Consider the following 25822-nt stretch of genomic DNA (forward strand, 5'->3'; position numbering starts at 1 on the left):
ACCGAATACGTCATAACGGCGGACGAACAACGGCGGGACAGGTGCAGGAGTGCAGTGACGACACGTAGACGAGCGAGATCACCGCGCGGGTCCGGAGAGATCCTCGCGGAGGAGATCATCGAGGCCGCCGGTGAGTTGCTGGTCGAGAACGGCGACGACACCGCGATGTCGATTCGCGCGGTCGCCAACCGCGTGGGGGTCACACCGCCATCGATCTACCTGCACTTCGCCGACAAGGAAGCCCTGCTCGACGCCGTGTGCGCCCGCTACTTCGAGCGTCTCGACGACGAGATGGCCGCCGCATCGGAAGGCGTCGACGACGCCTTAGAACGAGCGCTGGGCCAGGGGATGGCCTATGTCCGCTTCGCCGTCGCTACCCCGGTGCTCTATCGCGTGGCGTTCGGCAAACCCACTCCCGAAGGGCATCCGTCGAAGGTCGACGAGGTACTCGCCGCCAGTGCGTACTCGCGGTTCGCCGGAACCGTCACCGAGCTGGCCGACGACGGGGTGTTCGATCACGCCGAGATCGCCGACATCGTTCTCGAGTTCTGGGCCGCCGCCCACGGGATCGCGTCGCTGATGCTCGCCAAACCGGGTCTCGCCTGGGGCGACGACTTCGCGCGTGCGGAAGCCATGCTCACCGCCATGTGCCTGGGCCGGGCCTCGCTCGCGACCGACGGCGGCATCGATCAGACCGCAGTGGGCCGCCGGTTGAGATCGCTGCGCGACCGGGTGAACTGACCCGGTGGCGGGTGTCTGACGACAGAAGGGTCAAGAGTCGGTAAAGTCGACGTCGACTCGGTCGTTGCGAGCTCCCGTCAGGGAACTCTCAGAAACGGCCCGACGTTGAGACGGCAGACATCCGTACCGATGAAGGAGCGCTTCGTGCGAGAAAGCAGCAATCCGGTGATGCGCGGCGTGGTCCGCGACAATCAATCCGGATACGCGGGTTTCGGGGCCGGCATGGCCGGCGCCGGCGCCGCGGCCAACCAGTTCGGTCAGGCCACTGACCCCTACACCCAGCCGGCACCGCCGGCCACTCGTCAGCTCACGATCGACGACGTCGTCACCAAGACCGCGATCACGCTCGGAGTGCTGACGCTGGCCGCCGCTGCCACGTACTTCGCGATCAGCAGCCGCGCCACCGAGGCCGCCCAGGCAGCTCTCGCCACCCCGCTGATGCTGGTCGGCGCCATCGCCGGTCTCGTGCTCGTCCTCGTGGCGAGCTTCGGTCGCAAGCAGGACAACCCGGCCATCGTGCTGGCCTACGCCGCGTTCGAAGGCCTCTTCGTCGGTGCCATCTCGTTCGTGTTCGCGAACTGGGCAGTTGCCGGCGACACCTCGGCCGGTGCGCTGATCGGACAGGCCGTCCTCGGCACCTTCGGTGTGTTCTTCGGCATGCTTTTCGTGTACAAGGTCGGCGCCATCCGCGTGACGCCGCGCTTCACCCGCATGCTGTTCGCCGGCATGATCGGCGTCCTGGTCCTGATGCTCGGCAACCTGGTCATCGGTCTGTTCACCGGTGAGGCCGGAGTCCTGCGCGACGGTGGCCCGATCGCCATCATCTTCTCGCTGGTCTGCATCGCCCTCGCCGCGTTCAGCTTCCTGCTGGACTTCGACGCCGCGGATCGCCTGATCCGCGCGGGCGCACCCGACCGGGCCGCCTGGGGCGTGGCACTCGGCCTGACCGTCACCCTGGTCTGGCTGTACGTCGAGATCCTGCGTCTGCTGACCTACTTCAACTCCGACTAGTCGGTCATGTGACAGTGGCCCCGCACCTCGGCAGGTGCGGGGCCACTGTCGCGTCAGGGTCGGTTGGCGACAAAGTGTGCCACCCGGTGCGTTTGCGGGAACAACCCCATCACCGCGGTTCTACCGTGCGGACATGGTGTTCTTTCTGATCCAGCTGGCGCTGATGATCATCGGCGCCGTCGTACACATACTGGTGGACCGATCGACGCGACGACGCACCGTCGGCCGCGCAGCCGAACTCGTGCTGCTCTGGATACTCGTCCCCGGCGGCGCATTCGGCATCCTCGCCGGGGTCGGCCACGTCGGCCCGAACGCCCCCGAGATCGCCGAGGGCATCGGGCCGGACTTCATCCCGTCCATGTTCCAGTGGGAGCTGGGGTGGAACGACATCGCCGTGGGCGTGCTCGGCGTGCTCTGCTACCGGGTGCGCAATCGTGGCGGATGGCTCGACGCCGCCGTGTGGGCACTGGCGATCAGCTACGGGGGAGACCTCGCCGGTCACATCTCGCAGTACTACATCCACGACAACACCGCTACGAACAACGTCTGGGCGATCCCCGCCGAGATCTACATCGTCGGCGCCGTCGTCATCGCCTGGTTCGTGTACCGACGAACGACCCCCCGCAGCGTCGCGGTCCTGGGACCGAACGCGGCGAGGGGTGTCGACGAGACGGAGACGGCCTCGCTCAGCTGAGGCGCTCCAGCAGTGATCAGCTGAGGCGCTCGAGGACCATGGCCATGCCCTGACCGCCACCCACGCACATCGACTCGATGCCGAAGGTCTTGTCGCGGGTCTGCAGGTTGTTGAGCAGGGTGGTCGTGATGCGGGCGCCGGTCATCCCGAACGGGTGACCCAGGGCGATGGCGCCACCCGACACGTTGAGCTTGTCGTGGTCGATGCCGAGATCACGGGCCGAACCGAGGACCTGCACGGCGAAGGCCTCGTTGATCTCGACGAGGTCGATGTCCGACAGCGACATCCCCGAGGCCCGCAGCACCTTGCGGATCGCCTCGATCGGACCGAGCCCCATGATCTCCGGCGACAGGCCGGTGGCCGCGGTGGCGACAACGCGCGCCAGCGGGGTGAGGCCAAGCTCCTTCGCCTTGGTGTCGCTCATGATGACCAGCGCCGCGGCGCCGTCGTTGAGCGGGCACGCGTTGCCCGCGGTGATCGTGCCGTCCGGGCGGAAGACCGGCTTGAGCTGCGAGATCTTCTCGTAGGTCGTGCCCGCGCGGGGGCCGTCGTCGGTGGTGACCAGCGAGCCGTCGGGCAGGGTGACCGGGTCGATCTCCCGCTCGAAGAAACCGGACTTGATGGCTTCTTCGGCGCGGTTCTGGCTCAGCACGCCCCACTTGTCCTGGTCCTCGCGGGAGATGCCGGTGAACGAGGCGACGTTCTCGGCGGTCTGGCCCATCGCGATGTACACGTCCGGGATGACCCCGTCCTTGCGCGGATCGTGCCAGATGCCGGCGTCACCGGCGGCCGCCTTCTCGGTGCGGGCCATGGCGTCGTCGAACAGCGGGTTCTTGGAATTCGGTGCGCCGTCGGCGCCGCCGGAGATGCCGAAGCTCGACACGCTCTCGACGCCACCGGAGATGAGGACGTCGGCCTCGCCGGCCTTGATGGCATGCAGCGCCATCCGGGTGGTCTGCAACGACGACGAGCAGTAGCGGTTCACCGTGACGCCGGGGATGTGGTCATGACCCAGCTCGACCGCGATGACCCGGGCGATGTTGTAACCGCCCTGTCCGCCGGGCTGGCCGATGCCCCAGTGGATGTCCTCGATCAGTGCCGGGTCGAGCTCCGGCACCTTGGCGAGCGCGGCTTCGACCATCTGGCGCGACAGTTCGTCGGGTCGGATGTCTTTGAGGGATCCCTTGGCGGCGCGGCCGATCGGGGAACGGGCGTGGGCGACGATGACGGCTTCAGGCATACCTCGAAACTACCGCACCAAGCATCTGCTTGGTCACGAGGTCGGTCAGCCCGGGTCGTGGCTGGTCACCGACGTGTCAGACGTCTCCTGAGACGTGTGACGAACCGTGTTTCTTCGACGGCCTCGGACACCTTCGGCGGTTCGGGTAGCGGCGTCGGACCCCACTCGCCGATCGAGGCGAGCACCTCGGGCACCAGGATGTCGGCGGCGAGCTCATACCCCGCGGCCGACGGGTGGAATCGATCGGGCGACAGCATGTGCTCGGGGCGCGCGAGGAACTCCTCGGTCAGCAGGTCGGCCAGTGGGACCGGCCGCCCCCCGGCGGCCCGGACCGCCGATCGCTGCGCGGCGGCCAGCGTGAGTCCCCAGCGTCGCAACACCATTCGCAGGGGCTGGGGGATCGCGGTCACCACGCCGAAATCCGGGCAGGTGCCGACGACGACCTTCGCGCCCTCGTCGACGAGTGCGTGGACGGCATCTCCGAGCCGCCGCGCCGACGGGAGCGGACTGTTGCGGGCGGTGACGTCGTTGGCGCCGACGAGGATGACGGCCACGTCGGGTCGCTCGTGATGGACGAACATCGCCTCGATCTGGGCCGCGAGCCCCTTCGACGTCGCGCCGACGATGGCCTTGTTGGCGTAGCGGACCACCCGATCGGTCTCCGCGGCCACGCGGCGGGCGATCTGGACTCCTGGCGTCTCGTCCGCGGTCTCGGCACCCAGTCCGGCCGCGGTCGAGTCCCCGAACACCACGAGATACAGGTCGTACACGGTGTCCCGGGTGAAACGTGCGCTGGTGCCGTCGGGGCGGTACACGCCGTCGCCGTCCGGGGCGTTGTCGGTACGGTGCGGGATCACCACGCGGGCCTCGGCGGCCTGACTGTTCAACAGGTTGTAGGCGGCCCAGCCGGCGCCGGCCGCGCCCGCGGTCGCGGCCGCGGTGGCGCCGACGTCGCGCACGATCCTGGCGGGGACGATTCCTCGACGACTCGAACCGGACACGAGTGCCAGTTTAGGCGTTCAGCGGGATCTGCTGACTGGGGCAGCGGCCGGGTGTCGCTGTTCGCGGTGGCTCTGGGACCATGGACACATGCGCATCGCCAATCACGTCGTCGACCTGGTGGGCAACACCCCGCTGGTCAAGCTGAACTCGGTGACCTCACCCGGATCGGGCCTGGTCGCCGCCAAGGTCGAGTACCTCAATCCCGGTGGTAGCAGCAAGGACCGCATCGCCGTGCGGATGATCGACGCGGCGGAGGCCTCGGGTGAGCTGAAGCCGGGCGGGACCATCGTGGAACCGACGTCGGGAAACACCGGCGTCGGCCTGGCGCTGGTCGCCCAGCAGCGTGGCTACAAGTGCGTGTTCGTGTGCCCGGACAAGGTCGGTGAGGACAAGCGCAACGTCCTGCGCGCCTACGGTGCCGAGGTCGTCGTCTGCCCGACCGCGGTGGAGCCGTCCCACCCGGACAGCTACTACAGCGTCTCCGACCGCCTGGTCACCGAGATCGACGGTGCGTGGAAGCCCAACCAGTACGCGAACCCGGCCGGTCCGCAGAGTCACTACGAGACCACCGGTCCCGAGATCTGGGCCGACACCGACGGCAAGGTGACGCACTTCGTGGCCGGCGTCGGCACCGGCGGCACCATCACCGGCACCGGCCGGTACCTCAAGGAGGTGTCCGGCGGCTCGGTGAAGATCGTCGGCGTCGACCCCGAGGGTTCGGTGTACTCCGGCGGGACCGGGCGCCCCTACCTCGTCGAGGGTGTCGGGGAGGACTTCTGGCCGTCGGCCTACGACCCGGACATCCCCGACGAGATCATCGCGGTCTCCGACGCCGACTCGTTCGACATGACCCGGCGTCTCGCCCGCGAGGAAGGGCTGCTCGTCGGCGGCTCGTGCGGGATGGCGGTGGTCGCGGCCCTGCAGGTCGCCGAACGCGAGGGACCCGACGCCGTCGTCGTCGTGCTGCTGCCCGACGGTGGCCGCGGCTACATGGCGAAGATCTTCAACGACCAGTGGATGAGCAGCTACGGCTTCCTACGGACGCCGCTGGACGCCAACACCAAGGAATCCCTCGTCGGAGATGTGTTGCGCGGCAAGACCGGCGCCCTGCCCGACCTCGTGCACACCCACCCGCAGGAGACCCTGCGCGACGCGATCGAGATCCTGCGCGAGTACGGCGTCTCGCAGATGCCGGTCGTCGGCGCCGAGCCGCCGGTGATGGCCGGCGAGGTCGCGGGTGCGGTCACCGAGCGCGACCTGCTCAGCGCGGTCTTCGAAGGTCGTGCCAGCCTCGCCGACCCGGTGTCGGCACACATGGGGGAGCCGTTCCCGCTCATCGGTTCCGGCGAACCGGTGTCGGCGGCCACCAAGGCGCTCGGCGACTGCGATGCGCTGATGGTCGTCGAGGACGGCAAGCCCATCGGCGTGATCACGCGCCACGACCTGCTCGCCTTCGTGTCGAGCCACCCGATCGTCGGATAGGAGCATCACCGTGAGTGAACGACGCAGTGCCGCGGATTCGGTTCGCTGGCAAGGCTTCTCGACCCGCGCCATCCATGCCGGTTACGACCCGGATCCCCAGACGGGCGCGGTGAACGTCCCGATCTACGCCAGTTCGACCTTCGCCCAGGACGGTGTCGGCGGGCTGCGCGACGGCTTCGAGTACGCGCGCACCGGCAATCCGACCCGACGCGCCCTCGAGGCCAATCTCGCCGCTCTCGAGAGCGGCACCTACGGACGGGCTTTCGCCTCTGGCATGGCGGCCACCGACTGCCTGCTGCGCTCGACGCTGCGGCCGGGCGATCATCTGGTGATCCCGAACGACGCCTACGGCGGGACCTTCCGGCTCATCGACAAGGTGTTCAGCCAGTGGGGGATCACCTACTCGGTGGCCCCGGTGTCCGACGTCGCCGCGGTGCGCGACGCCATCCGGCCGGAGACCAAGCTGGTCTGGACCGAGACGCCGACCAACCCGCTGCTCAACGTCGGCGACATCGAGACCCTCGCCGCCGTCGCGCACGAGGCCGGCGCGAAGCTCGTGGTCGACAACACCTTCGCCTCGCCGTACCTGCAGCAGCCGCTCGTCCTGGGCGCCGACGTGGTGCTCCACTCGACGACCAAATACCTGGGCGGGCACTCGGATGTCGTCGGCGGCGCACTGGTCACCGACAGCGAGGAGCTCGACGAGGCGTTCGCGTTCCTGCAGAACGGCGCCGGGGCGGTCCCCGGACCGTTCGACGGATTCCTCACCCTGCGCGGCATCAAGACCCTCGGCGTCCGGATGGACCGGCACTGTGACAACGCGGAGAAGGTCGTCGACTACCTGAGCGGCCACGACAAGATCGACGCCGTCCTGTACCCGGGTCTGTCGAACCACCCGGGCCACGAGGTCGCGGGCAAGCAGATGAAGCGCTACGGCGGCATGGTGTCGGTGCTGGTCAAGGGCGGGCTCGACGCCGCCAAGGAGTTCTGCGCCCGCACCGAGGTGTTCACACTCGCCGAATCGCTCGGCGGCATCGAGTCGCTGATCGAACACCCCGGTGCGATGACGCACGCCTCGACCGCCGGATCGCTCCTCGAGGTCCCTGCCAACCTCGTCCGGCTCTCGGTCGGTATCGAGGACATCGACGACCTCCTCGGGGACCTGGAGAACGCGCTGCGCTGAGGACTCGGCTCGCCGTCAGACCCGCGCCTCGAGGAGCAGGTTCGACGCAGTGGTCGCCGCGACTCGCGCCGAGGTCAGACCGGCCGCCCGGAAGGCGTCGAGCAGTCGAGCGGGGCCGGCCTGGGCGCCCAGCGAGGTCGTGCCGTCGGCGATGCTGTGCGGCACGCAGAGGTATGAGCTACCCGAGTAGAACAGCAGCGCAACGGGATTGGTCAGATTTTCGGCCAGCGTATCGTGCGCCAGCGGCTCGACGGCGATCACCTGACCGCCGGGACGCAGTGATGACCGGGCGTGTGCGAGCGCGCCCATCGGATCACCGAAGTCGTGCAGGGCGTCGAAGATCATGACCGCGTCGTAGTCACCGTCGTACGATCGGGCCGTCGCCACCTCGAAGCGGACCCGGTCGTCGACCCCGGCTGCCTGGGCGGCTGCTTCGGCGCGCCGGACCGACTCCTCGTGGCTGTCCACACCGACGAACGTGGAGTTCGGGAAGGCCTCGGCGAGCAGGATCGTGGGGACCCCGTACCCGCACCCGACGTCGAGAACGCGGATGCCGTCGGTGAGGCGCTGTTCGAGGCCGTCGATCGCCGGAACCCACTCGCTGAGCAGCGACGCGCGGTAGATCGTGCCGTAGAACCGTTCGACGCCGGAGAACAGCCGGGAATCGTGCGCGTGCCAGGGCACGCCGTCGCCGGTCGCGTACGCATGCGCGAGCTGGTCGACCGAGGACCACACCGCGGCCGCGACCTCGAAGCCGGCCACGATCGCCGACGGACTGTTGTCCTCGGCGAGCACCATCGCGTGCTCGGCGGGGAACACGAACACCTCTGGGCCATTCGCGGCGTCATCGCCGCCGTCGTGGAGCAGGACGTATCCGGCCGCGGCCTGCACGCACAGCCATTCGTACACATACCGTTCGGCGAGTCCCGAGCGTTCGGCGAGCTCGGCGCTCGTCGCCGAACCGAGTTGCGCCAGCGCCCGCCACAGTCCCAGGCGGTCGCCGAGGTGGGTGCTGATCGAGTGATAGGCATGGGTGAGATCGGCGCTCACCTGGCCGGCGAAGGCCTCGACCCGGGCGAGGTCGATCGCGGTGTCGGAACCGTCGGCGTGTGTGGTGGTCATGGGACGAGCCTCTCGTGTGCGATGTCGGAACCACGCCGGGCGGCGTGTGCACCGAGCGTGCGCCGGGGTCCTGTCGCGGCGCTGTCATGACTCGACCGCGACCCGTTGCGCGGTGAGCCGATGGTGACAGCCCCGTGACAGCGGGCTCGGAGACCGTCGACGCATGAGAACAACACAGATCAGCGACCTGGGCACCGTGATGTCCATCTGGGCTCACCCCGACGACGAGACCTACCTCGCCGGCGGCGTGATGGCCGCCGTCCGCGATGCGGGTGGGCGCGTGGTGTGCGTGACCGCGACCCGCGGGGAAGCGGCCGACGAGAACGCCACCGCCGCAGAGCGTTCGGAGCTCGCCCTGGTCCGGAGCGGCGAGCTCGAGAAAGCGTTCATCGAGCTCGGCGTCCACGAGCACCACTGGTTGGACCTACCCGATGGTTCACTGGCGGCGATCGACGAGAGCGGCCCGGTCGGACGCATCACCACCCTCCTCGACGACGTGTCACCCGACACCGTCCTGACCTTCGGACCCGACGGCGTGACCGGGCACCCCGACCACCGCACCGTCAACCGGTGGGTCCGCCTCGCCGTCGACCGTTCGTCGACCTGCCCGCGAATCCTCCACCCGGTGGGCACCGGGCGGGGGATCGAGTTCGACCTCGCCCGTGAGTTCGACATGTGGGCGCTGGGCGGGCCGCGCCAGTGTCCGGAGGAGATGGTCGCGCTGCGGATCGATCTCGACGGGGCCGAACTGGACCGTAAGGTGCGAGCCCTGCTGGCTCAGCGCTCGCAGACCGCGGACCTGGCCGCGGCGATCGGCCTCGAGCGATATCGAACATGGGTGTCGGTGGAGATTTACGCTCATCCTGCATAGGCCGTCGGAAAACAGAGAGCGACGATCGGGATGGTGGTGCGCGAAACCGAAGACGGGCACGTGCGGCCCGCGGTCGAGGTCGGCCTGCTGGGTGCGCTGAGGCTGCGGGTCGACGGTGTTGAGGTCGCGGTTCCCGGGGAACGACGCCGCGCCCTGCTCGCGCTGTTGACCGTCGCCGGCCGGCACGGCATGGGAACCGGGCGGCTCGTCGACGCGCTGTGGGGCGACGACCTGCCGCGGGAACCGGTTGCCGCACTGCACAATCTGGTGTCCCGGCTACGACGTCATCTCGCCCCCCACGCGGATCTGCTGGAACGACGCCCCGACGGCTACCGGCTCCGGGTTTCCGTCGTCGACGTGACGATCGTGCGCGACCTGCTCGCATCCGCCGCCGACACGCCCGATCCCGCCGAGCGTCTCCGTCTGACCGTCCGGGCCCGCGAACTCTGGCGCGGCGAGCCGCTCGGCGAGTTCGCCGGCATCCCCGACCTGGACACCGAACGCGTTGCGTTGGAGGACCTCCACAACCGGCTCGCCGACACTCACGTCGAAGCGCTGGTGGAGTGCCGCGACCCGAGCGCGACCGCGACGGCGAGGGCCGGTGTCGCGTCCGCGCCGCTGCGCGAGAGTTCGACACGACTGCTCATCCGCGCACTCGCCGCCGACGGGCGGGTCGGCGATGCGATGGCGGTCGCGATGGAGTTCCGCGACCGGTTGCGCGAGCGGACGGGTCTCGATCCGAGTCCTGCCCTCGCGTCGCTCGAGCAGCGGGTGGCGGCGGGCTCCGAATTCTGTCAGGCCGAGACGAATCCGGGACCCGGAGTGACCTCGCGGCGTCGACCTGCTCCGCCGGCCGGGCCTCTGGTGGGGCGGGAGCGAGAACGCGCCGAGATCGTCCGGCTGTTGTCGGCGCATCGGGTCGTGACCCTGACCGGTACGGGCGGCGTCGGCAAGACCAGTCTCGCGCTCGACGTCGCCGCCGACCCCGCGGTGTTTCCCGGGCACGCCGTTGTCGTCGTCAACCTTGCCGCGGTCGCGCGAGCCGACCGCGTCCTCCCGTCGGTGGTGTCCACCCTGGGTCTCGAGGTCGGGGTGGGTGCTTCCGTGGACGCGATCGCACGCGCCGTCGATGGGTCGCTCCTGCTCGTCCTCGACAACTGCGAACATGTGTTGTCGTCCTGTCGCGAATTGGTCGCGGCGATCGTCGAACTAGCTCCCGCAGTGCGGATCCTGGCCACCTCCCGAGTCGTGCTCTCCCTGCCCGCCGAGTACGTCCTGCGTCTGCAGCCCTTGACCTTCCCCACTCGCATCGACGACGTCGACGCGGTCGCCCGGCAGCCTGCGGTGCGCGCGTTCGTCGAGCACGCGCTGCGGCGCAATCCGGACTTCGCGGTGTCGAGTCGTGAGCTCGCGGACCTCGTCGACGTCGTGCGCCGTGTCGACGGACTCCCGCTCGGCATCGAGCTGGCGGCGCGTCAGGCCGCCGTGATGCCGATGTCGGCAGTGGCCCGAATGCTCGATGGTGCACTCGATCTCGCGACGGGAACCGCACCCGTCGACCAACGGCGGCTGACGCTCCGCAGCAGCATCGATGTGTCGTTTCGACGGCTGACCGTGGTCGATCAAGCCGTACTCGCCTCCCTCGCACCGTTTCCCGGCGGTGTGTCGCTGCGCACGTTCGAATCCGTCGCGCGGAGCGTCGAAGCGGAGGTCATCGGCGCAGGGGGCATCGGCGTGCGAGGTGACGGCGGGCTCGATCCGGTGGGGACCCTGCACCGCCTGATCGACAGCTCGTTGCTCGTCGCCGATGCGTCGGACGGCAGATACCGTCTCCTGCATCTCATCCGGACCCATCTGCTCGATCACCTCGACCGTGCGGGCGCGCTCGCCGTGGCCGAGGACCGGTTCCTCGACGAATGCGTCGCAACGGTACGGGACATCGGCGACGAGTGGCTCGGCGTCGCGGAGTTCGAGGCGAATGAATGTCTCCATGCCGAGATGGACAACCTCCGGTCGGCGCGGGACCTGGCCCTGGCGCGCGAACGCGTCGACGTACTCGTGTCGATCACGACCTCGCTGTCGCTGATCAGCACGTGGCGCAACCTCACCGAATTGTGGACGTGGGCCATGGAATCGGCGCGTTCGGCGTGGCTCGACGGTCATCCCGATCGCGCCGAGATGCTGTCCGCGGCGGCCGAGGCCGCGCGACTCGTCGGCGAGTTCGACCTCGCCGTCGACTTCGCGACCGCTGCCTTACGTCCCGATGCCTCCGGGGCGCCACCGGATCCGGATGCGCCCGCGTTGGTCGGTGCGCGGGCGGCCAGGGCGGCGGTCGCGCACTTCCGTGGCGACTTCGCGGTGGCGGTGCGGGAATGGACCCGCTGCGGCACCCACCCGTCCCTGGGGTCGGCGTTTCTCGCGTCTGCGGCGCTCGCCGCGTCGTACTCCGGGGACTCGAGCGTGGCTGCCCGGCTGTTGGGCGAGGCCCGGTCGACGCTGGACGCGTCGGCGGGGCCGTCGCAGCACGCCTTCCTCGACTACGTTCACGGCGAGCTGCTGTCCGCGCACGATCCGTCCAGCGCGCTCGCGCTCTACGAACGCGCCCACGAACGGGCCGCCGGCGTCGGGGCGACGTTCATCGTCGGGGTCGCTCGTGTCGGCGGGGCGGCGTGTCTCGTCCGCGTCGGCGACGTACCGCGTGCAGCCGAGGCCTACGTCGTCCTGCTCGGGGCATGGCGCGACAGCGGGCAGCCGACACAGCTGTGGACCACGGCGCGCGACGCCGCCACCCTGCTGCGTGCCAGGGGGCGCATCGAGGTGGCCGACCTGCTCGTCGAGTGTGCCGATCTCGATCCCGCCGCGGCCTTCGACACACGCAGAGGTGTCGCGGACCGTGCGTCCGGGGACCTGGTGCACGCCGACAACATGGTGCACGCCGACACCGGAGCCGTGCTCGACCGGGCGATGCGCGAACTCCGGGAGATCGGGGAGTCGTCGCCGGACGACCGCGGGAGCTCGGCGGCGCGATGACGTCTCCTCGGGTGGTTCCCGCCGGCCGGGGATGGCCGATACTGGTCGCATGCTGCTGACTGCCGACGACGTCGACCGCGCCACCGACGAGCTCGCGTCCGTGATCCGGCGGACCCCGACGATCGCGTCGCGGGTGGTGTCCGAGCGCAGCGGTGCGCAGGTGTGGCTCAAGTGCGAGAACCTGCAGCGCACCGGATCTTTCAAGCCACGCGGCGCGTACCTGCGTATCTCGCGGTTGTCGGTGGGGGAACGTGCCCGCGGGGTCGTCGCGGCCAGTGCTGGCAATCATGCGCAAGGAGTCGCCTGGGCGGCATCGGAACTGGGGATCGCCTCACGGGTCTACATGCCGGTCGGAGCCGCACTGCCGAAGATCGCCGCGACGAAAGCCTATGGCGCAGAGGTGGTGCTCGCCGGATCGACCGTCGACGAGGCGCTCGTCGAGGCCCAGCGTCACGCCGATACGACGGGCGCGGCTCTGATCCACCCGTTCGATCATCTCGACATCGTTGCCGGACAGTCGACGGTCGGCGTCGAGATCCTGGAGCAGATCCCGGACGTGTCAACGATTCTCGTGCCACTCGGCGGCGGTGGGCTGCTCGCCGGCGTCGCCGCGGCGGCGCGTCTGCGACGACCGGAGGTCGAGGTGATCGGCGTGCAGGCGGCGCAGGCCGCGGCCTGGCCGACGTCCCTCGCCGAGAAGCGGCCGACACCGGTCGCGGCGATGAACACCATGGCCGACGGCATCGCCGTCGCGACACCCGGGAAGGTCCCGTTCGCGCACGTCTCCGAGTTCGTCGACCGGATCGTCACGGTCAGCGAGGAAGAGTTGAGCACCGCGCTGCTGCTCATGCTGGAGCGGGCGAAGCTGGTGGTCGAGCCTGCCGGTGCCGCGGCGGTGGCGGCGGCGGTGAGCGGTCGGCTCGCGCTGTCCGGGACCGTGTGCGTCGTGTTGTCCGGCGGCAACATCGACCCGCTGCTGCTGCGCCATGTGACGACACACGGCCTGACCGCCGCCGGACGATTCCTCACCGTGACCGCGACCGTCTCCGACCGGCCCGGTGGACTGGTCGCACTGCTGGAACTGCTCCGCGACCTCGGCGCGAGTGTGCTCGACGTCGTCCATTCCCGCGTCGCCGACGATTTGTATCTCGGCGAGGTGCAGGTGACCGTCAGTGTCGAGACCCGCGGACACGACCACCAGCACGACGTCCGGCGGGCCCTCGCCGACGCGGGGTTCCTGCGGGACTGAGGGCGAACGTCGGCGCTAACCTGTCTGGGTGGCTGCCGACGGACCCGCCCTGATCGGTGTGCTGGGCCCGATCGCGGTCGGCGCGTGCCCGGTGGGCGCCGAGAGCCCCCATCGGCTCGTCGCGGTGCCGGGGCTCGGGCCCGACGCCTGCTCGTGTCGCTCGCCCTCGCCGACGGGCGCGTGATCTCGGCGGACCGCCTCATCGACCACGTCTGGGCCGACGATCCGCCGCGTTCGCCGCACAGTGCGTTGCACACCCAGGTGTCCCGGCTGCGCAAGCTCCTGCCCGAGGGGGTTCTGGAGGGCACCGAGAACGGTTATCGACTGCGCAACAGCCGCACCGACCTCGACGTGGTCGACACGCTGCTCGCCGAAGGCGGCCGGGATGCCCACGACCGGGCCCGGCAGTGGTGGCGCGGCGTGCCCGGAGACGATCTCGGGGACGGGTCCCCGGCGACGGCGACACTGTCCGCACGCATTCGACGCACCCAGGACGCGCTCGACGGTGCGCAACTGACGGCCGCGCTCGCCGAAGGTGACTTCGCGACCGCGCGATCCATCGCCGAACAGCGCTGCGCGCGAGACCCGTTCGACGAGTCGGCACACACCGCCCTGATGCGGGCGCTCGCCGGGGAAGGCCGCGCCGCCGACGCGCTCGTGGTGTTCGACCGGCTCCGACGGCGACTGTCGACCGAGCTGGGGACGGACCCGGGTGGCCGGGGAGTGGTTGTCGTTGTCATGCCGACAACTGTGCGCCGTAGCCTGTCGTCGGGCTTGCGTCGGCTTACGTGGTGCTGTCGTTGAGGCGGAGTGTTCCGCAGAACGCTCCCGAGGAACGTCCACGGGCGACCGACGTGTATTCGACGCGGCTGACACGAGGAGTTCTGTGGATGAGCGTCTGTGCTGTGGATTCTCGGTGCGGCTGCGAGGGCAGGGCGGATTACGTTGCCTGCCATGGGACGACGCACACACTCCGCCGAGGCGGCCTGGACACCACGGATTGCTCACCGCGTCCGTCACGAGCTCATGGATGACGTTCACGAGCAACGACGGAAGGCCTACCGGCGGCTGGACGAACTCGAGGCCGAAGCGAGTCTGCTGGCCGAAGATCTCAATGATGCGGACGAGGGCTCGCTGCATCTCGATCCGGACGAGTACGCCGACCGGGAGGCCGTCCTCGAGAAGGCGGACGGACTCCTCAGCCTCATCAACTGGTGGTCTTCGTCGCTCGCGGTGACGGTGTTGAATCTCGCCGACGCGCCGGTGCACTGGGTCACTGCCCCGGCAGTCGAGCTGATCACAGGCGTGCGGAACGAGGAAGCCACCGCCGGGGGTGGCGGTGTGGACACCCGCGTCCTACCAACATTGGGTAGCGCCGGTCTCGCCTTGTTCGAGAGGTCCGCCGGACGCCATCGACCATCGAAGAGATGTCCGGGTCTCGACAATCGCGACGTCGGGATCGACGGCTTGTGCTGGTGGCGAACAACACTCGGTGGGGAGAATTCGCCGCCCGTCGTGGACATGATCAGGCTGCACGTGCTGACCCGCGACCGGAAGCTCTGCCGCTCCGCAGAGATCGACGGGCGACGCCCGGCGGTCGTCGACGTGGACGTGTTCACCGTGGCGATCGAGCCTGCGTGGACGGGGAGCACACAAGCGTCTCCATCGGTTCGCGTGCTGATGCGTCTCGCCGATGACCTGGGCCGGGGCACGCTGACTGCCTCGCCTGTGCCGACGACGGGTCGAACGTCGGCGGCCGTCGCGGTGGTGGCCTGACAACCGGCCGGCGGCTCACTTCGCAGGTTCGAGGTTCGCGAAGTGCTTGAGGGTGTCGGCCTCGATGGTCTTGTAGACCGTCGACGACGCGGGACCGGAGAACGCGGTGACCACCCGCGACGAGGTGGGCAACTCGAGCGCGAAGGTCCACTTGAGTCGGCAGCCCACATCGGCGGGCAGGATCTCGGTCGCCTCGCCGAAGCGGCGGATGCCGGGAACGTTCGCCCTCAGGACCCGGAAACCGTTGCGGTAGTGGCCATTCGTCGGATCTTCCGTCCAGTCGAAGAAGTCCTCTTCGAGGGTCACATAGCCGGGACCGAGGACCGCGCGGCGTTGTGTTCCCACCCCGTACGGTTCCGGTGAGACGAACTCGATCTTCTTGATCGCGCGGCACCAGTCCAGCGTGTGCTGACGGGTGAACTCGGCCCACGCGCGTTCCGGCGCGACCGGCAGACGCACGTCGATGACGTGCCGCACCGGCGCATCGTCGAAGAAGTCAAGATCGAAGGACTCCAGCTCATGAGAACGTGCCATGTGTCACATTGAAGCACGGTGTTCCGGGTCGAGCCCCGGGCGAGCGTGGTCGAAACAGGGTCGGCCTCCTGTCGAGGTCCACCGGTGCACTTCAACTCGACTCCTGGACTTCGATCGAAGTCCAGGAGTCGAGTCGAGGTTCGCCGGTCGTGGGGTAAGCGACCCTCGCAAGCGGATCCGATATCGGCCCTGGTGCGTCCTAAAGTCATGACCTCTTTTCCCACCGACAGACACGGGCTGATTCGCCGCACGGCAACGCTGCGACTCGGCATCAACGACGACGCTGTGACAGCCGCCGTACGGCGCGGCGAACTGATTCGTCTTGCCCCGGGGGTCTGCGCACTGGCGGCCGACGAGGCGTCCGCCGAGGACCCGGGTGACCGTCTGTACCGACTGAGATCGATCGCGGTCGCGACGTCTGTTCGAGACTGTGACGCGTCGATCCTGAGTCACGACTCGGCGGCAGCCGTTCACGAGCTGCCGCTGCTGCACCCGGAACGCGAGGTCGTGCATCTGACGAAGAAGTCGAAGGTGGGCGGGTTCGGGCACGGGTTACGGATCGTCCATGCCGGGCCGGTGGCGCCCGACGAGGTGGTCGACATCGGCGGAATCAGGGTCACGTCTCGTGAGCGAACCGCCGTAGATGTTGCGATGTCCGGTGACTTCGCCCAAGCGCTGGCCGTGTTCGATCGCGCGCTAGCGTCCGGCGCCGACATCGCCACGATGACCCGTATCCTCGCGTCGCGGAACCGTTGGCGCGGTGCGGGGACCGCGCGTCGTGCCCTTGCGCATGCGGACGGTGCGTCGGAGAGTGTCGGGGAGTCGTGGAGCCGGGCGCAGATGATCGAGGCCGGGTTGCCGACTCCGCGACTGCAGCACACGTTCCAGACGGACGCCGGAGACGCGCGGACCGACTTCGACTGGGACGGAACACTTGTCGGTGAGTTCGACGGACTACAGAAGTACGGCCGACTGTTGCGCCAGGGTGAGAGCCCGCGCGATGCACTCATCCGGGAGAAGCGCCGGGAGGATGCGCTGCGCGCACAGGGGATCATGGTGATCCGATGGACGTGGGGAACGCTCGAGCGCGGCGGGCTCGCCAATCTGCTCCGGCCGTGGTTGGACAAACTGACCGCGGCTTGACTGATGAACCCCAACTCGACTCCTGGACTTCGATCGAAGTCCAGGAGTCGAGTCGAGGTTCGCCGGTCGCGCGACCGGCGGTAGCTCACGGACGAGAACCCCCGAAAACACGAAACCCGGGACGGTCATACCGTCCCGGGTTGTGTTCGTCGTCCGATCAGCCGTGGTAGGGCTCCGCGCTGACCAGGGTCACCTTGATGGTGGCACCGCTGGGCACGGAGTACTCGCGCGTCTCGCCGACCTTGGCGTCGATGAGGGCGGCACCGAGCGGGGAGCTCGGGGAGTAGGTCTCCAGGCCGCCCTGGCCGCTCTCCTCGCGGGTGGCGATGAGGAACGTCTCGGTGTCCTTCTCGTCACCGTCGTAGTAGACGGTCACGACGGAACCGGGCAGTGCGACGCCGGACTGGGTCGGCGCCTCGCCGACCTTCGCGTTGTTCAGCAGTTCCTGCAGCTGGCGGATACGCGCTTCCTGCTGGCCCTGCTCCTCGCGAGCGGCGTGGTAGCCACCGTTCTCCTTGAGGTCGCCTTCTTCGCGACGCTCGTTGATCTCGGCGGCGATGACCGGACGGTTGGCGATCAACGAATCGAGCTCGCTCTTGAGGCGGTCATGCGACTCTTGGGTCAGCCAGGTCACCTGGGTGTCGGTCATCGGTCACTCCTTTGTGTTGTCCGCGCCCCGGGCGACCGTTTACACCAGGGGCATATGGACTGCTGAAAATGCAGCAACACGACCCCTCGCGGAGCCGTGTATCCGTTCAGGGTACCAGGTGGTGAGACCTATGGCACATCGGTACTACCGCGCGACAGCGCGCCGAGAGCGTCCTGATACGTCGGTTCCATCCGTTTCAGCCATCCCACAACGAAATACGTCACAGGCATGAGGATGACCTCGACGAGTGTTTTCCAGACGAACCCGACGATCGTGTAATTGATGAAATCTCCCCAGGTCGAGATACCCAGGGCGGTGGCGGCGATCGAACAGAAGACGATGGTGTCGGCCAACTGGCCGACAATCGTCGAACCCAGCAGGCGCGCCCAGAGGCGATTTTCCCCGGCGCGTTCCTTCATTTTCACCAGGACGAAGGAATTGAGGAATTCGCCCACGACATAACCGGCCAATCCGGCGAGCAGGAATTGTGGGACGACTCCGGCAACCGTCTCGAAAGCCGCCTGGCCTTCGTAGAATTCGGCGGCCGGCAGGTGAATGGTCAACCAGAAACACAACGACGCGAGAATCAGGACCGCGAACCCGGCGAGGATCGTCCGGCGCATGGCACGGAACCCGTAGACCTCGCTGATCACGTCGCCCAGCACGTACGCGAGCGGGAACAGGAAGAAGGCGCCGTCGGTCACCAGGCCGTCCATCTGGATCGGCCCGAGATCGACCTGCAGCCATTCGTCGAACAGGACGACGCCCTTGGTGCCGGTGACGTTGCTGATGAGCATGACGCCGACGAAGACGGCGACCAGAAGGGGGAAGTAGCGGCTGCCGATGGAGGCGAAGGCGGCGAGCGGCGACGGCAACTCACTGCCGGTGGACGCGGCGGTCACGAGGCCGACGGCTTCAGGTAGGCCGGCACGTCAAGGGTGCACCCGAAGACCTCGCCGATGACCGGTGGTTTCGACGTCGTGACCTCGGTGCGGACGCCGATCCGTTCTGCGGAGTCCGCGGGGATCAGGATCTCGCGACGCCCGGTCTCGCCGCCGTCGCGGGAGCGGCCGCGCACCACACAGGCAGCCGCCCGGCTCGGATCGGAACGCTCGACGGTGAACTGCACCGCGACGGTCGAGCCGTCGATGATCTCGTAGCCGGTGGCCTCACCGGTCACGTCCGCCGACGAGAACTTGCTGTAGCCGATGACGGCGAGGGTCACGCCGGCCGCGACGACCAGGATCGACAGGGCGATGAACCAGCGACGACGCCCAGAGGCGGTCTCCGAACGCTCCGGATAGGTGGCGCGCGGACCGCTGTGCGGTCGCAAGGTGTCGGGTGTCGCGCGCGGCGCGTCACCGGCGTCTGCGGCGCCCCCATCCGAACTGTTCACGCGTCAATACCTACCATGGGAGGAGTAGCGATCCGAAGGTGAGGAACTGTGACCGAATCCCACGTCGGCGACCCCAAGTCGGGTGTGTTCCGGCTGATGGCGGTGCACGCGCACCCAGACGACGAGTCGAGCAAGGGTGCCGCCACGACCGCGAAGTATGCGGCCGAGGGCAACGAAGTGCTCGTCGTCACACTCACCGGCGGTGAGCGTGGCGACATCCTGAATCCGGCGATGGACCGCCCGGGCATCAAAGAGCGGATGACCGAGGTCCGTCGCGAGGAGATGGCCAAGGCCGCCGAGGCGCTCGGCGTCCGACAGACATGGCTCGGCTTCGTCGACTCGGGCCTCCCCGAGGGCGACCCGCTCCCGCCTGTTCCGGAGGGTTCCTTCGCCTCGGTGCCGCTCGACGAGGCCACCGAGGCCTTGGTGCGCGTGGTCCGCGAGTTCCGCCCGCACGTGATCGTCACCTACGACGAGCACGGCGGATATCCGCATCCCGATCACATCCGCTGCCATGAGGTGTCGGTCGCGGCGTACGAGCAGTCCGGCGATCCGGACGCGTTCCCGGACGCCGGCGAACCGTGGACGGTGTCGAAGCTCTACTACACCCACGGGTTCATCCGGGACCGGATGGTCCTGTTCTCCGACGAGTTCGCGCGGCACGGCCAGGAGAGTCCGTTCGCCGAGTGGCTCAGCAAGTGGGACCCGAGCCGTGGCGATCTGATGGGACGTGTGACGACCCAGGTCGAGTGCTCCAAGTACTTCCCGCAGCGTGACGACGCGCTGCGCGCCCACGCCACGCAGATCGATCCGAACGGGGTGTTCTTCGCGGTGCCGCTGGAGTGGCAACAACGCCTGTGGCCGACGGAGGAGTTCGAGCTCGCCCGGACCCGGGTCAAGACCGCGTTGCCGGAGACCGATCTCTTCGCCGGGATCGAGGCGTGATGGGCACCAGCACAGTCGTGAACGACACCCTGATGGTCCTGGCGCAGGAACCCCAGGGGCCGGAGTTCGGCAAGGCCTCACCGCTAGGTCTGCTCGTGATCCTGTTGCTGCTCGTCGGGACCGCGTTCCTCATCTGGTCGATGAACCGGCAGCTGAAGAAGCTGCCCGCGTCCTTCGACGCCGAACACCCGGAGGCCGACCAGGCCTTCGACGAGGGAACCGATTCGCCGGGCCCGGCCGGTTCGGACGCGGTCGCACCGAACCCGCCCGGGACCCCGGGTGCCACCAGTGCCGCGGGCACCGACGACCGGCGGCCCGCCGACACCTGAGTCGAGGCGTAGAAGTGGAGTCATGCGCATCTCCACTCTGATCGGGACGTCACTCGCGACCGCTGCGGCGGCAGCCATCGGCAGTGTGGTCACCAAGCCGGCGGTCGAGACCTGGTATCCGAAGCTGGCGAAACCGTCCTTCGTACCACCGAACTGGGCGTTCCCGCTCGCCTGGACCTCGCTCTACGCCGACCTCGCGGTGACCTCGGCGGTCACCCTCGACGACCTGGCCGACGACGGCGACCACGAACAACGTCAGCGGTATCTCGCGGCGCTCGGCGCCAACCTCGTGCTCAACGGCGGGTGGAGCTGGATCTACTTCGGCCGGGGCGCCCTCGGAACCGCGTCGGTCGCGGCGGCGGCGCTCACCGTGAGCAGCGCCGACCTCGCCCGGCGCACCGCACGTACGAACCGGACGGCAGGTGCCGCGCTCGCCGCCTACCCGGCGTGGTGCGCGTTCGCCACCGTGCTCTCGACGAGCGCCTGGTGGCTCAATCGTGGTCGGCGGTCACCGGCGCCTGCCTGAGCGTCGCGGCGAATCGGTCCATCGCCCAGTCGATCTCGGATTCCGTGACCACGAGCGGTGGTGCGAGTCGCAGCGTCGAGCCGTGGGTGTCCTTGGCGAGGACATTGCGTTCGGACAGCCGCAGACAGAAGTCCTTGCCGGTGCCGAGCGCGGGGTCGAGATCGATCCCTGCCCACAGGCCGAGGCCGCGCACCGCCACCACCCCGTTCCCGACGAAGTCGCGCAGTCGGGCGTGCAGATGATCGCCCAGTTCCGCCGCCCGTCGCTGCCAGGTCCCGTCGGCGAGCATGTCGACGACGGTGTGACCGACGGCTGCGGCGAGCGGGTTACCGCCGAAGGTCGATCCGTGCTGACCGGGATGCAGCACGCCGAGGACGTCGTGGTCGGCAACCACCGCCGACACCGGTAGGAGCCCGCCGCCGAGTGCCTTCCCCAGCAGGTAGACGTCGGGTTCGACGCCCCAGTGCTCTACTGCGAAGGTCCTACCGGTGCGGCCCAGACCGGACTGGATCTCGTCGGCGATGAACAGCACGCCGCGTTCGGAGCAGAGGGCCCGCGTGCCGGGCAGATAGTCGTCGGGAGGCACGACGACGCCGGCTTCGCCTTGGACGGGTTCGAGCAGGACGGCCACCGTGTTCTCGTCGATCGCGGCATCGAGGGCAGCCAGGTCGCCGAACGGGACGCGAACGAATCCCGGTGTGTAGGGGCCGAATCCGGCGCGCGCCCCGGGGTCGTCGCTGAACGAGACGATCGTCGTCGTGCGGCCGTGGAAGTTCCCGGAGGCCACCACGATCGTGGCGCGGCCGTCGGGTACGCCTTTGACGTCGTAACCCCACTTGCGGGCGACCTTGATCCCGGATTCGACCGCCTCCGCACCTGTGTTCATCGGCAGGACCATGTCCTTGCCGCACACGGAAGCCAGTGCGGCGCAGAACGGTTCGAGTCGATCGGACCGAAATGCGCGGCTGGTGAGGGTGACCCGCGCCAGCTGATCGAGTGCGGCGGCGACGATGCGTGGATGGCGGTGGCCGAAATTGACCGCGGAATAGGCCCCGAGACAGTCGAGGTGTCGACGGCCGTCGATGTCGGTGATCCAGGCCCCCTCGGCGGTGGCCGCGGTCACCGGGATCGGCGAATAGTTGTGCGCCACATGAGGTTCGACGACGTCCAGCGGTGCACCCGCGCTGGCGTGGGTGCCGGTGCCGGGGCTCGTCATCGTCATGAATCGAGGGTATCGTCGAGGTCTGGTGCAAACAATCGACGTCGATTGCGTCTGAACGCAACGGATCGCCGGTATGGACGCGAAGGGGAGCGGTCTGTTGCGGACACTGGACGACCTCGACGAGAGGGTGCTCGCGCACCTCACCCGGGACGCCCGGGCGACCTACCAGCAGATCGGGCAGCAGGTGGGGTTGTCGGCCCCCGCGGTGAAACGACGCGTCGACCGCCTGGTCGCCGGCGGCGTCATCCGGGGTTTCACCGCGGTCGTCGACCCGCACGCGATGCAGTGGACCACCGAGGCATACGTGTTGGTCTACTGCCGGGGCAACATCTCGCCCGAAGAGTTGAAGGCGGCGTGGGAGCCCATACCGGAGGTCGTGGGCGCGGCGACGGTCACCGGTCAGGCCGACGCCGTCCTGCGCGTGATGGCCCGCGACGTACGGCACCTCGAGCAGGCGCTCGAACGCATCCGGCGGGCGGGTCCGGTGGATCGATCAGAGTCGATCCTCGTGCTCAGCGAGCTGATCGACCGGGGGCACCCGTGAGAATCGGGGTGTCGAAACCGTTGTGCTAGTGTGGTCGCCGTGATCAGCACCGTGCGCGCGTATTGGCGCTTTATCGAGGCTCCGGGTGGGGCCACGATGATGCGTTGACCTGACGCGCGCACGACACACCCGGAGCCCGAGCAGCGACCCCACGGTCGCTGCTCTTGTCATCTGAGCGGGGCTCCGACCACACCCAGGGCATGCCTCGTCACCACAACGACACGGGCATGACCTCGAAAGGCACACAACGTGACCACCTTGCCGGACCTCCCGATCCGATCCGACGACAACGCCGAATCGACCTCCGACCGCCGCATCCGGGCGTTCCGTCCGATCCCGTCGCCCGACACCGTGCGCAGCGAACTGCCCCTCTCGGCACGACGAGCAGTCGCCGTCCAGCGCGACCGGGACGAGATCGCCGACATCCTCGCCGGCCGCGGTGACCGGCTGCTCGTCATCGTCGGGCCCTGTTCGGTCCACGATCCGATCGCCGCCATCGACTACGCCCGGCGCCTCGCGCCGCTGGCCGATGCCTACTCCGAGCGACTCAAGATCGTCATGCGCGTCTACTTCGAGAAGCCGCGCACCACCGTCGGGTGGAAGGGCCTGATCAACGACCCCGGGATGGACAACACCTTCGATGTCGAGCGTGGCCTGCGCACCGCCCGGTCGTTGCTGCTCGACATCATCGACCTCGGTCTGCCCGTCGGATGTGAGTTCCTCGAACCGACCAGCCCGCAGTACATCGCCGACGCGGTCGCGTGGGGTGCCATCGGCGCCCGCACCACCGAGTCCCAGGTCCACCGGCAGCTGGCGTCGGGCCTGTCGATGCCGATCGGCTTCAAGAACGGCACCGACGGCAACGTCCAGGTCGCCATCGACGGCGTGAAAGCCGCTGCGGCCGAACACGTCTTCTTCGGAGTCGACGACTTCGGCAACGGCGCCGTGGTGGAGACCGCAGGCAACGAGGACTGCCACATCATCCTGCGCGGCGGCACGCGCGGCCCGAACTTCGACGCGGAGTCGGTGTCGGCGGCCGCCGAGGCGCTCGCCGCGGCCGGCCTGCCCGCCCGGGTCATGATCGACTGCTCGCATGCCAATTCGGGCAAGGATCATGTCCGTCAGGCGGAGGTCGCCACCGAGATCGCGACGCGACTCCGGGCGGCGCGCGAGGCCGGTGAGCCCTCGAACGTCAGCGGCGTGATGCTGGAGAGCTTCCTCGAGCCCGGCGCGCAATCGACCGAGGCCACCCCGCTGGTGTACGGCAAGTCCGTCACCGACAAGTGCATGGGCTGGGAGGCCAGCGCCCAGGTCCTGGCGGCGCTCGCGCGGGGCTGACCCTTCGTGACGCGCCCTCCGCAAGCTCCGGGCGCTCCTCAGGGAGCAGGGGGCAGGGCGTTCTTTCGGATCAGGGAGCGGCGTCAGACGACGTCGACCTCAGACGTCGAGTCCGGGATCGTGATCAGTGCTCGACGACGCAGTGTTCCGCGGGGCGACCGTACCGACGGCGCCACGCGGAACTCGGCCTCCCACCGATCGGAGTGGATCCGGTTGAGCAGGTAGCCGCGTTGCGAGTTGCCGAACCGGACGTGGGGTGACGCTTCCTTGAGGCGGCGGTCGCCGTCGTCGATGTCCTCCCCGTCCCCGCCGGAGGTGATCGACGTCGCGGCCAATTCGACGCCGCGCATGGGCGATTCATCGGTGTAGGAGGTCCGGAGGTCGGCGACCACGCTGCGATGGATATCGCCGGCGAGCGACACCAGGTTGCGCACGCCCCGGTCGGCGGCGCCGCCGAGGATGCGGGAGCGCGAGGCCTCGTAGCCGCTCCACCCGTCCATGCTGACCGCCCGGGTCGAGCCGACGGTTCGGGCGAGGTCGGCCATCGGTACCTGCTGGGCGAGGACGTTCCACCGGTGCCGGGACGAGGCGAAGCCGTCGAGCGCCCATCGTTCCTGTTCGGCACCGAGGATGGTTCGGGAGGCGTCCGCGGTGCGCGCGTTCTGCCCGGTGTCGTTGTCTCCGTTGGCCTGATCGCTGCGGTGACTGCGGGTGTCGAGCAGGGTGAGGTCGACCAGGTCGCCGAAGCCGAGCCGCCGATGCGCGCGGATGACGGTTCCGTTCGGTCGGGCCGCCACCCGCACCGGCGTGTTCTCCCACCACGCGCGCAGGGCGCGGGCGCGACGCAGCGCGAACGCGGTGAGTGGGGTGTGGTCCTCGGGAATCGCTGCGGCCCAGTTGTTGTCGACCTCATGATCGTCGAAGGTGATCACGAACGGTGTCATCGCGTGGGCGAGTTGGAGGTCGGGGTCGGACTTGTACAGCGCGTAGCGCTCGCGGTAGTCGTCGAGGTCGACTGCTTCCCGTGTTGCCGAGAGAGGAAGCACCGCCTCGGGTCTCGCGCCACCATGAACCGGGATCGGCTTCTCGTAGATGTAGTCACCGAGGTGGAGCACCACGTCGGGTGCATGCGCCGCCAGGTCAGCGTACGCATGGTAGTAGCCGTCGGACCAGTTCTGGCAGGACGCGACGGCGACCGTCATCTTCTCGACTCGTGCGAAAGGTGCTGGTGCCGTTCGGGTCCGGCCGATCGTCGAGACCTCGCCGAGTGCCCGGAACCGATAGAAGTAGTCGGCGGCGGGCGCGAGACCGCGGACATCGACGTGCACGCTGTGTCCCCATTCCGCGGTGGCGTGGACCGTACCCCGACGGACGATGCGGGTCATGGATTCGTCGGCGGCGATCTCCCAGTCGACCCGCACCGGGCGTGGTCCCATGCCGCCACCGGGCGCGAACGGGTTGCGCGACAACCGCGTCCACAGCACAACGCCGTCGGGGAGGGGGTCACCGGACGCCACCCCGAGTCCGAAGACGCCGGCGGGGTGAGCCGGTGTGGGTAGGGCCGGCGAGGTGCCGCCGAGGAGGCCGGGCGTGAACGCGAGACCGGCGACGAGTGCCGACCAGGTGAGGAAGCGGCGTCGGGAAGTGCCGCCGCGGAGCGTGAGGTCGGGATGACAACGGATGGTCGACGGTGTGAGAAGGGCCGGTGATGCGTCGGCCGGGTTTCCCCGCATGGCCTCAGCCGACCAGGATCACCTGACCTGGGCTCCACCTGCAGACGGCGGGGACATGATGC

The 25822-nt window shown here is 68.8% G+C and carries 26 protein-coding genes; 17 read left to right on the plus strand and 9 right to left on the minus strand.

Annotated elements, in window-relative coordinates:
- The first annotated feature begins 54 nt into the window (after positions 1-54).
- From LEL84_RS23180 to LEL84_RS23190, 3 genes are all read left to right on the plus strand, one after another.
- On the plus strand, positions 55-741 hold the full coding sequence (locus LEL84_RS23180) for a TetR/AcrR family transcriptional regulator (protein WP_226512879.1): 687 nt from the start codon (positions 55-57) through the stop codon (positions 739-741).
- Between the two features lie 144 nt (positions 742-885).
- Positions 886-1752 carry a Bax inhibitor-1/YccA family membrane protein gene (locus tag LEL84_RS23185; protein WP_055474978.1) on the plus strand — a complete coding sequence of 289 codons (867 nt, stop codon included), beginning with the start codon at positions 886-888 and terminating at the stop codon, positions 1750-1752.
- 133 nt (positions 1753-1885) lie between these two features.
- Complete coding sequence (locus LEL84_RS23190) at positions 1886-2446, plus strand: DUF6790 family protein (RefSeq protein WP_058250755.1); 561 nt, start codon at positions 1886-1888, stop codon at positions 2444-2446.
- Positions 2447-2462: 16 nt separating this feature from the next.
- Here the strand turns inward: LEL84_RS23190 and LEL84_RS23195 are convergent, their stop codons facing one another.
- Together LEL84_RS23195 and LEL84_RS23200 are read right to left on the minus strand one after the other, a co-directional pair.
- Entirely contained in the window at positions 2463-3686 is a 1224-nt protein-coding gene (locus tag LEL84_RS23195) for an acetyl-CoA C-acetyltransferase (protein ID WP_226512880.1), read from the minus strand.
- A gap of 65 nt (positions 3687-3751) precedes the next feature.
- Positions 3752-4687 (minus strand): SGNH/GDSL hydrolase family protein, encoded by a 936-nt coding sequence (locus LEL84_RS23200; protein ID WP_413466899.1) that lies wholly within the window; start codon positions 4685-4687, stop codon positions 3752-3754.
- Positions 4688-4775: 88 nt separating this feature from the next.
- On the opposite strand from LEL84_RS23200, the gene LEL84_RS23205 reads away from it, so the two are divergent.
- Both LEL84_RS23205 and LEL84_RS23210 read left to right on the plus strand, forming a co-directional pair.
- The gene (locus LEL84_RS23205; RefSeq protein WP_055474900.1) at positions 4776-6170 is read left to right on the plus strand and encodes a cystathionine beta-synthase; all 1395 of its coding nucleotides are present in this window, start codon (positions 4776-4778) and stop codon (positions 6168-6170) included.
- A 10-nt stretch (positions 6171-6180) separates the two neighbouring features.
- A complete protein-coding gene (locus LEL84_RS23210) occupies positions 6181-7353 on the plus strand; it encodes a cystathionine gamma-synthase (RefSeq protein WP_065629950.1) in 1173 nt (390 codons plus the stop codon).
- A 15-nt stretch (positions 7354-7368) separates the two neighbouring features.
- Here the strand turns inward: LEL84_RS23210 and LEL84_RS23215 are convergent, their stop codons facing one another.
- Positions 7369-8475: a class I SAM-dependent methyltransferase gene (locus LEL84_RS23215; protein WP_226512881.1), complete on the minus strand. Its 1107-nt coding sequence runs from the start codon at positions 8473-8475 to the stop codon at positions 7369-7371.
- 163 nt (positions 8476-8638) lie between these two features.
- Between LEL84_RS23215 and LEL84_RS23220 the strand changes: the two genes are divergently transcribed.
- The 6 genes from LEL84_RS23220 (at position 8639) to LEL84_RS23245 (ending at position 15401) form a co-directional block, all read left to right on the plus strand.
- Positions 8639-9346: a PIG-L deacetylase family protein gene (locus LEL84_RS23220; protein WP_065629948.1), complete on the plus strand. Its 708-nt coding sequence runs from the start codon at positions 8639-8641 to the stop codon at positions 9344-9346.
- A 30-nt stretch (positions 9347-9376) separates the two neighbouring features.
- Positions 9377-12376 (plus strand): BTAD domain-containing putative transcriptional regulator, encoded by a 3000-nt coding sequence (locus LEL84_RS23225; protein ID WP_226512882.1) that lies wholly within the window; start codon positions 9377-9379, stop codon positions 12374-12376.
- A gap of 49 nt (positions 12377-12425) precedes the next feature.
- On the plus strand, positions 12426-13625 hold the full coding sequence (ilvA, locus tag LEL84_RS23230) for a threonine ammonia-lyase (protein ID WP_226512883.1): 1200 nt from the start codon (positions 12426-12428) through the stop codon (positions 13623-13625).
- A gap of 28 nt (positions 13626-13653) precedes the next feature.
- A complete protein-coding gene (locus LEL84_RS23235) occupies positions 13654-13809 on the plus strand; it encodes a hypothetical protein (protein WP_226514408.1) in 156 nt (51 codons plus the stop codon).
- Positions 13779-14429 (plus strand): AfsR/SARP family transcriptional regulator, encoded by a 651-nt coding sequence (locus LEL84_RS23240; protein ID WP_264186747.1) that lies wholly within the window; start codon positions 13779-13781, stop codon positions 14427-14429. The genes LEL84_RS23235 and LEL84_RS23240 overlap by 31 nt, the downstream gene beginning before the upstream one ends.
- 150 nt (positions 14430-14579) lie before the next feature.
- Positions 14580-15401, plus strand: a complete 822-nt coding sequence (locus LEL84_RS23245) for a hypothetical protein (RefSeq protein WP_226512884.1) — start codon at positions 14580-14582, stop codon at positions 15399-15401.
- Between the two features lie 15 nt (positions 15402-15416).
- Here LEL84_RS23245 and LEL84_RS23250 read toward each other — a convergent pair whose 3' ends face one another.
- A complete protein-coding gene (locus tag LEL84_RS23250) occupies positions 15417-15935 on the minus strand; it encodes an SRPBCC family protein (protein WP_226512885.1) in 519 nt (172 codons plus the stop codon).
- A 207-nt stretch (positions 15936-16142) separates the two neighbouring features.
- Here LEL84_RS23250 and LEL84_RS23255 point away from each other — a divergent pair, with 207 nt between their 5' ends.
- Positions 16143-17078 carry a type IV toxin-antitoxin system AbiEi family antitoxin domain-containing protein gene (locus LEL84_RS23255; protein WP_068971446.1) on the plus strand — a complete coding sequence of 312 codons (936 nt, stop codon included), beginning with the start codon at positions 16143-16145 and terminating at the stop codon, positions 17076-17078.
- 157 nt (positions 17079-17235) lie between these two features.
- On the opposite strand, the gene greA is transcribed toward LEL84_RS23255, so the two are convergent.
- The 3 genes from greA to LEL84_RS23270 form a co-directional block, all read right to left on the minus strand.
- Positions 17236-17727, minus strand: a complete 492-nt coding sequence (greA, locus tag LEL84_RS23260) for a transcription elongation factor GreA (protein ID WP_004020945.1) — start codon at positions 17725-17727, stop codon at positions 17236-17238.
- Positions 17728-17855: 128 nt separating this feature from the next.
- Positions 17856-18629, minus strand: a complete 774-nt coding sequence (locus LEL84_RS23265) for a queuosine precursor transporter (RefSeq protein WP_226512886.1) — start codon at positions 18627-18629, stop codon at positions 17856-17858.
- Entirely contained in the window at positions 18626-19123 is a 498-nt protein-coding gene (locus tag LEL84_RS23270; protein ID WP_055474887.1) for a DUF4307 domain-containing protein, read from the minus strand. Before LEL84_RS23270 ends, LEL84_RS23265 begins: the two co-directional genes overlap by 4 nt.
- 48 nt (positions 19124-19171) lie before the next feature.
- Between LEL84_RS23270 and mca the strand changes: the two genes are divergently transcribed.
- Genes mca through LEL84_RS23285 form a run of 3 tightly spaced genes read left to right on the plus strand, consistent with a single transcriptional unit; the run spans position 19172 to position 20923 of the window.
- Positions 19172-20068 (plus strand): mycothiol conjugate amidase Mca, encoded by an 897-nt coding sequence (gene mca / locus LEL84_RS23275; RefSeq protein ID WP_055474886.1) that lies wholly within the window; start codon positions 19172-19174, stop codon positions 20066-20068.
- On the plus strand, positions 20068-20397 hold the full coding sequence (locus LEL84_RS23280) for a hypothetical protein (RefSeq protein ID WP_058250739.1): 330 nt from the start codon (positions 20068-20070) through the stop codon (positions 20395-20397). Before mca ends, LEL84_RS23280 begins: the two co-directional genes overlap by 1 nt.
- A gap of 22 nt (positions 20398-20419) precedes the next feature.
- Entirely contained in the window at positions 20420-20923 is a 504-nt protein-coding gene (locus LEL84_RS23285; protein WP_058250738.1) for a TspO/MBR family protein, read from the plus strand.
- Here the strand turns inward: LEL84_RS23285 and rocD are convergent.
- Positions 20889-22145: an ornithine--oxo-acid transaminase gene (rocD, locus tag LEL84_RS23290; RefSeq protein WP_226512887.1), complete on the minus strand. Its 1257-nt coding sequence runs from the start codon at positions 22143-22145 to the stop codon at positions 20889-20891. The genes LEL84_RS23285 and rocD overlap by 35 nt on opposite strands.
- Positions 22146-22242: 97 nt before the next feature.
- Between rocD and LEL84_RS23295 the strand changes: the two genes are divergently transcribed.
- Positions 22243-22689, plus strand: coding sequence for an Lrp/AsnC family transcriptional regulator (locus LEL84_RS23295; protein WP_226514398.1), 447 nt, complete (start codon positions 22243-22245; stop codon positions 22687-22689).
- A 249-nt stretch (positions 22690-22938) separates the two neighbouring features.
- Positions 22939-24027 carry a 3-deoxy-7-phosphoheptulonate synthase gene (locus tag LEL84_RS23300; RefSeq protein WP_226512888.1) on the plus strand — a complete coding sequence of 363 codons (1089 nt, stop codon included), beginning with the start codon at positions 22939-22941 and terminating at the stop codon, positions 24025-24027.
- Positions 24028-24110: 83 nt separating this feature from the next.
- On the opposite strand, the gene LEL84_RS23305 is transcribed toward LEL84_RS23300, so the two are convergent.
- Positions 24111-25760, minus strand: coding sequence for an alkaline phosphatase D family protein (locus LEL84_RS23305; RefSeq protein ID WP_068970144.1), 1650 nt, complete (start codon positions 25758-25760; stop codon positions 24111-24113).
- Positions 25761-25822 lie beyond the last annotated feature (62 nt).

The organism is Gordonia sp. WA4-43, from assembly GCF_020520305.1.
GTDB classification, from domain to species: domain Bacteria; phylum Actinomycetota; class Actinomycetes; order Mycobacteriales; family Mycobacteriaceae; genus Gordonia; species Gordonia hongkongensis.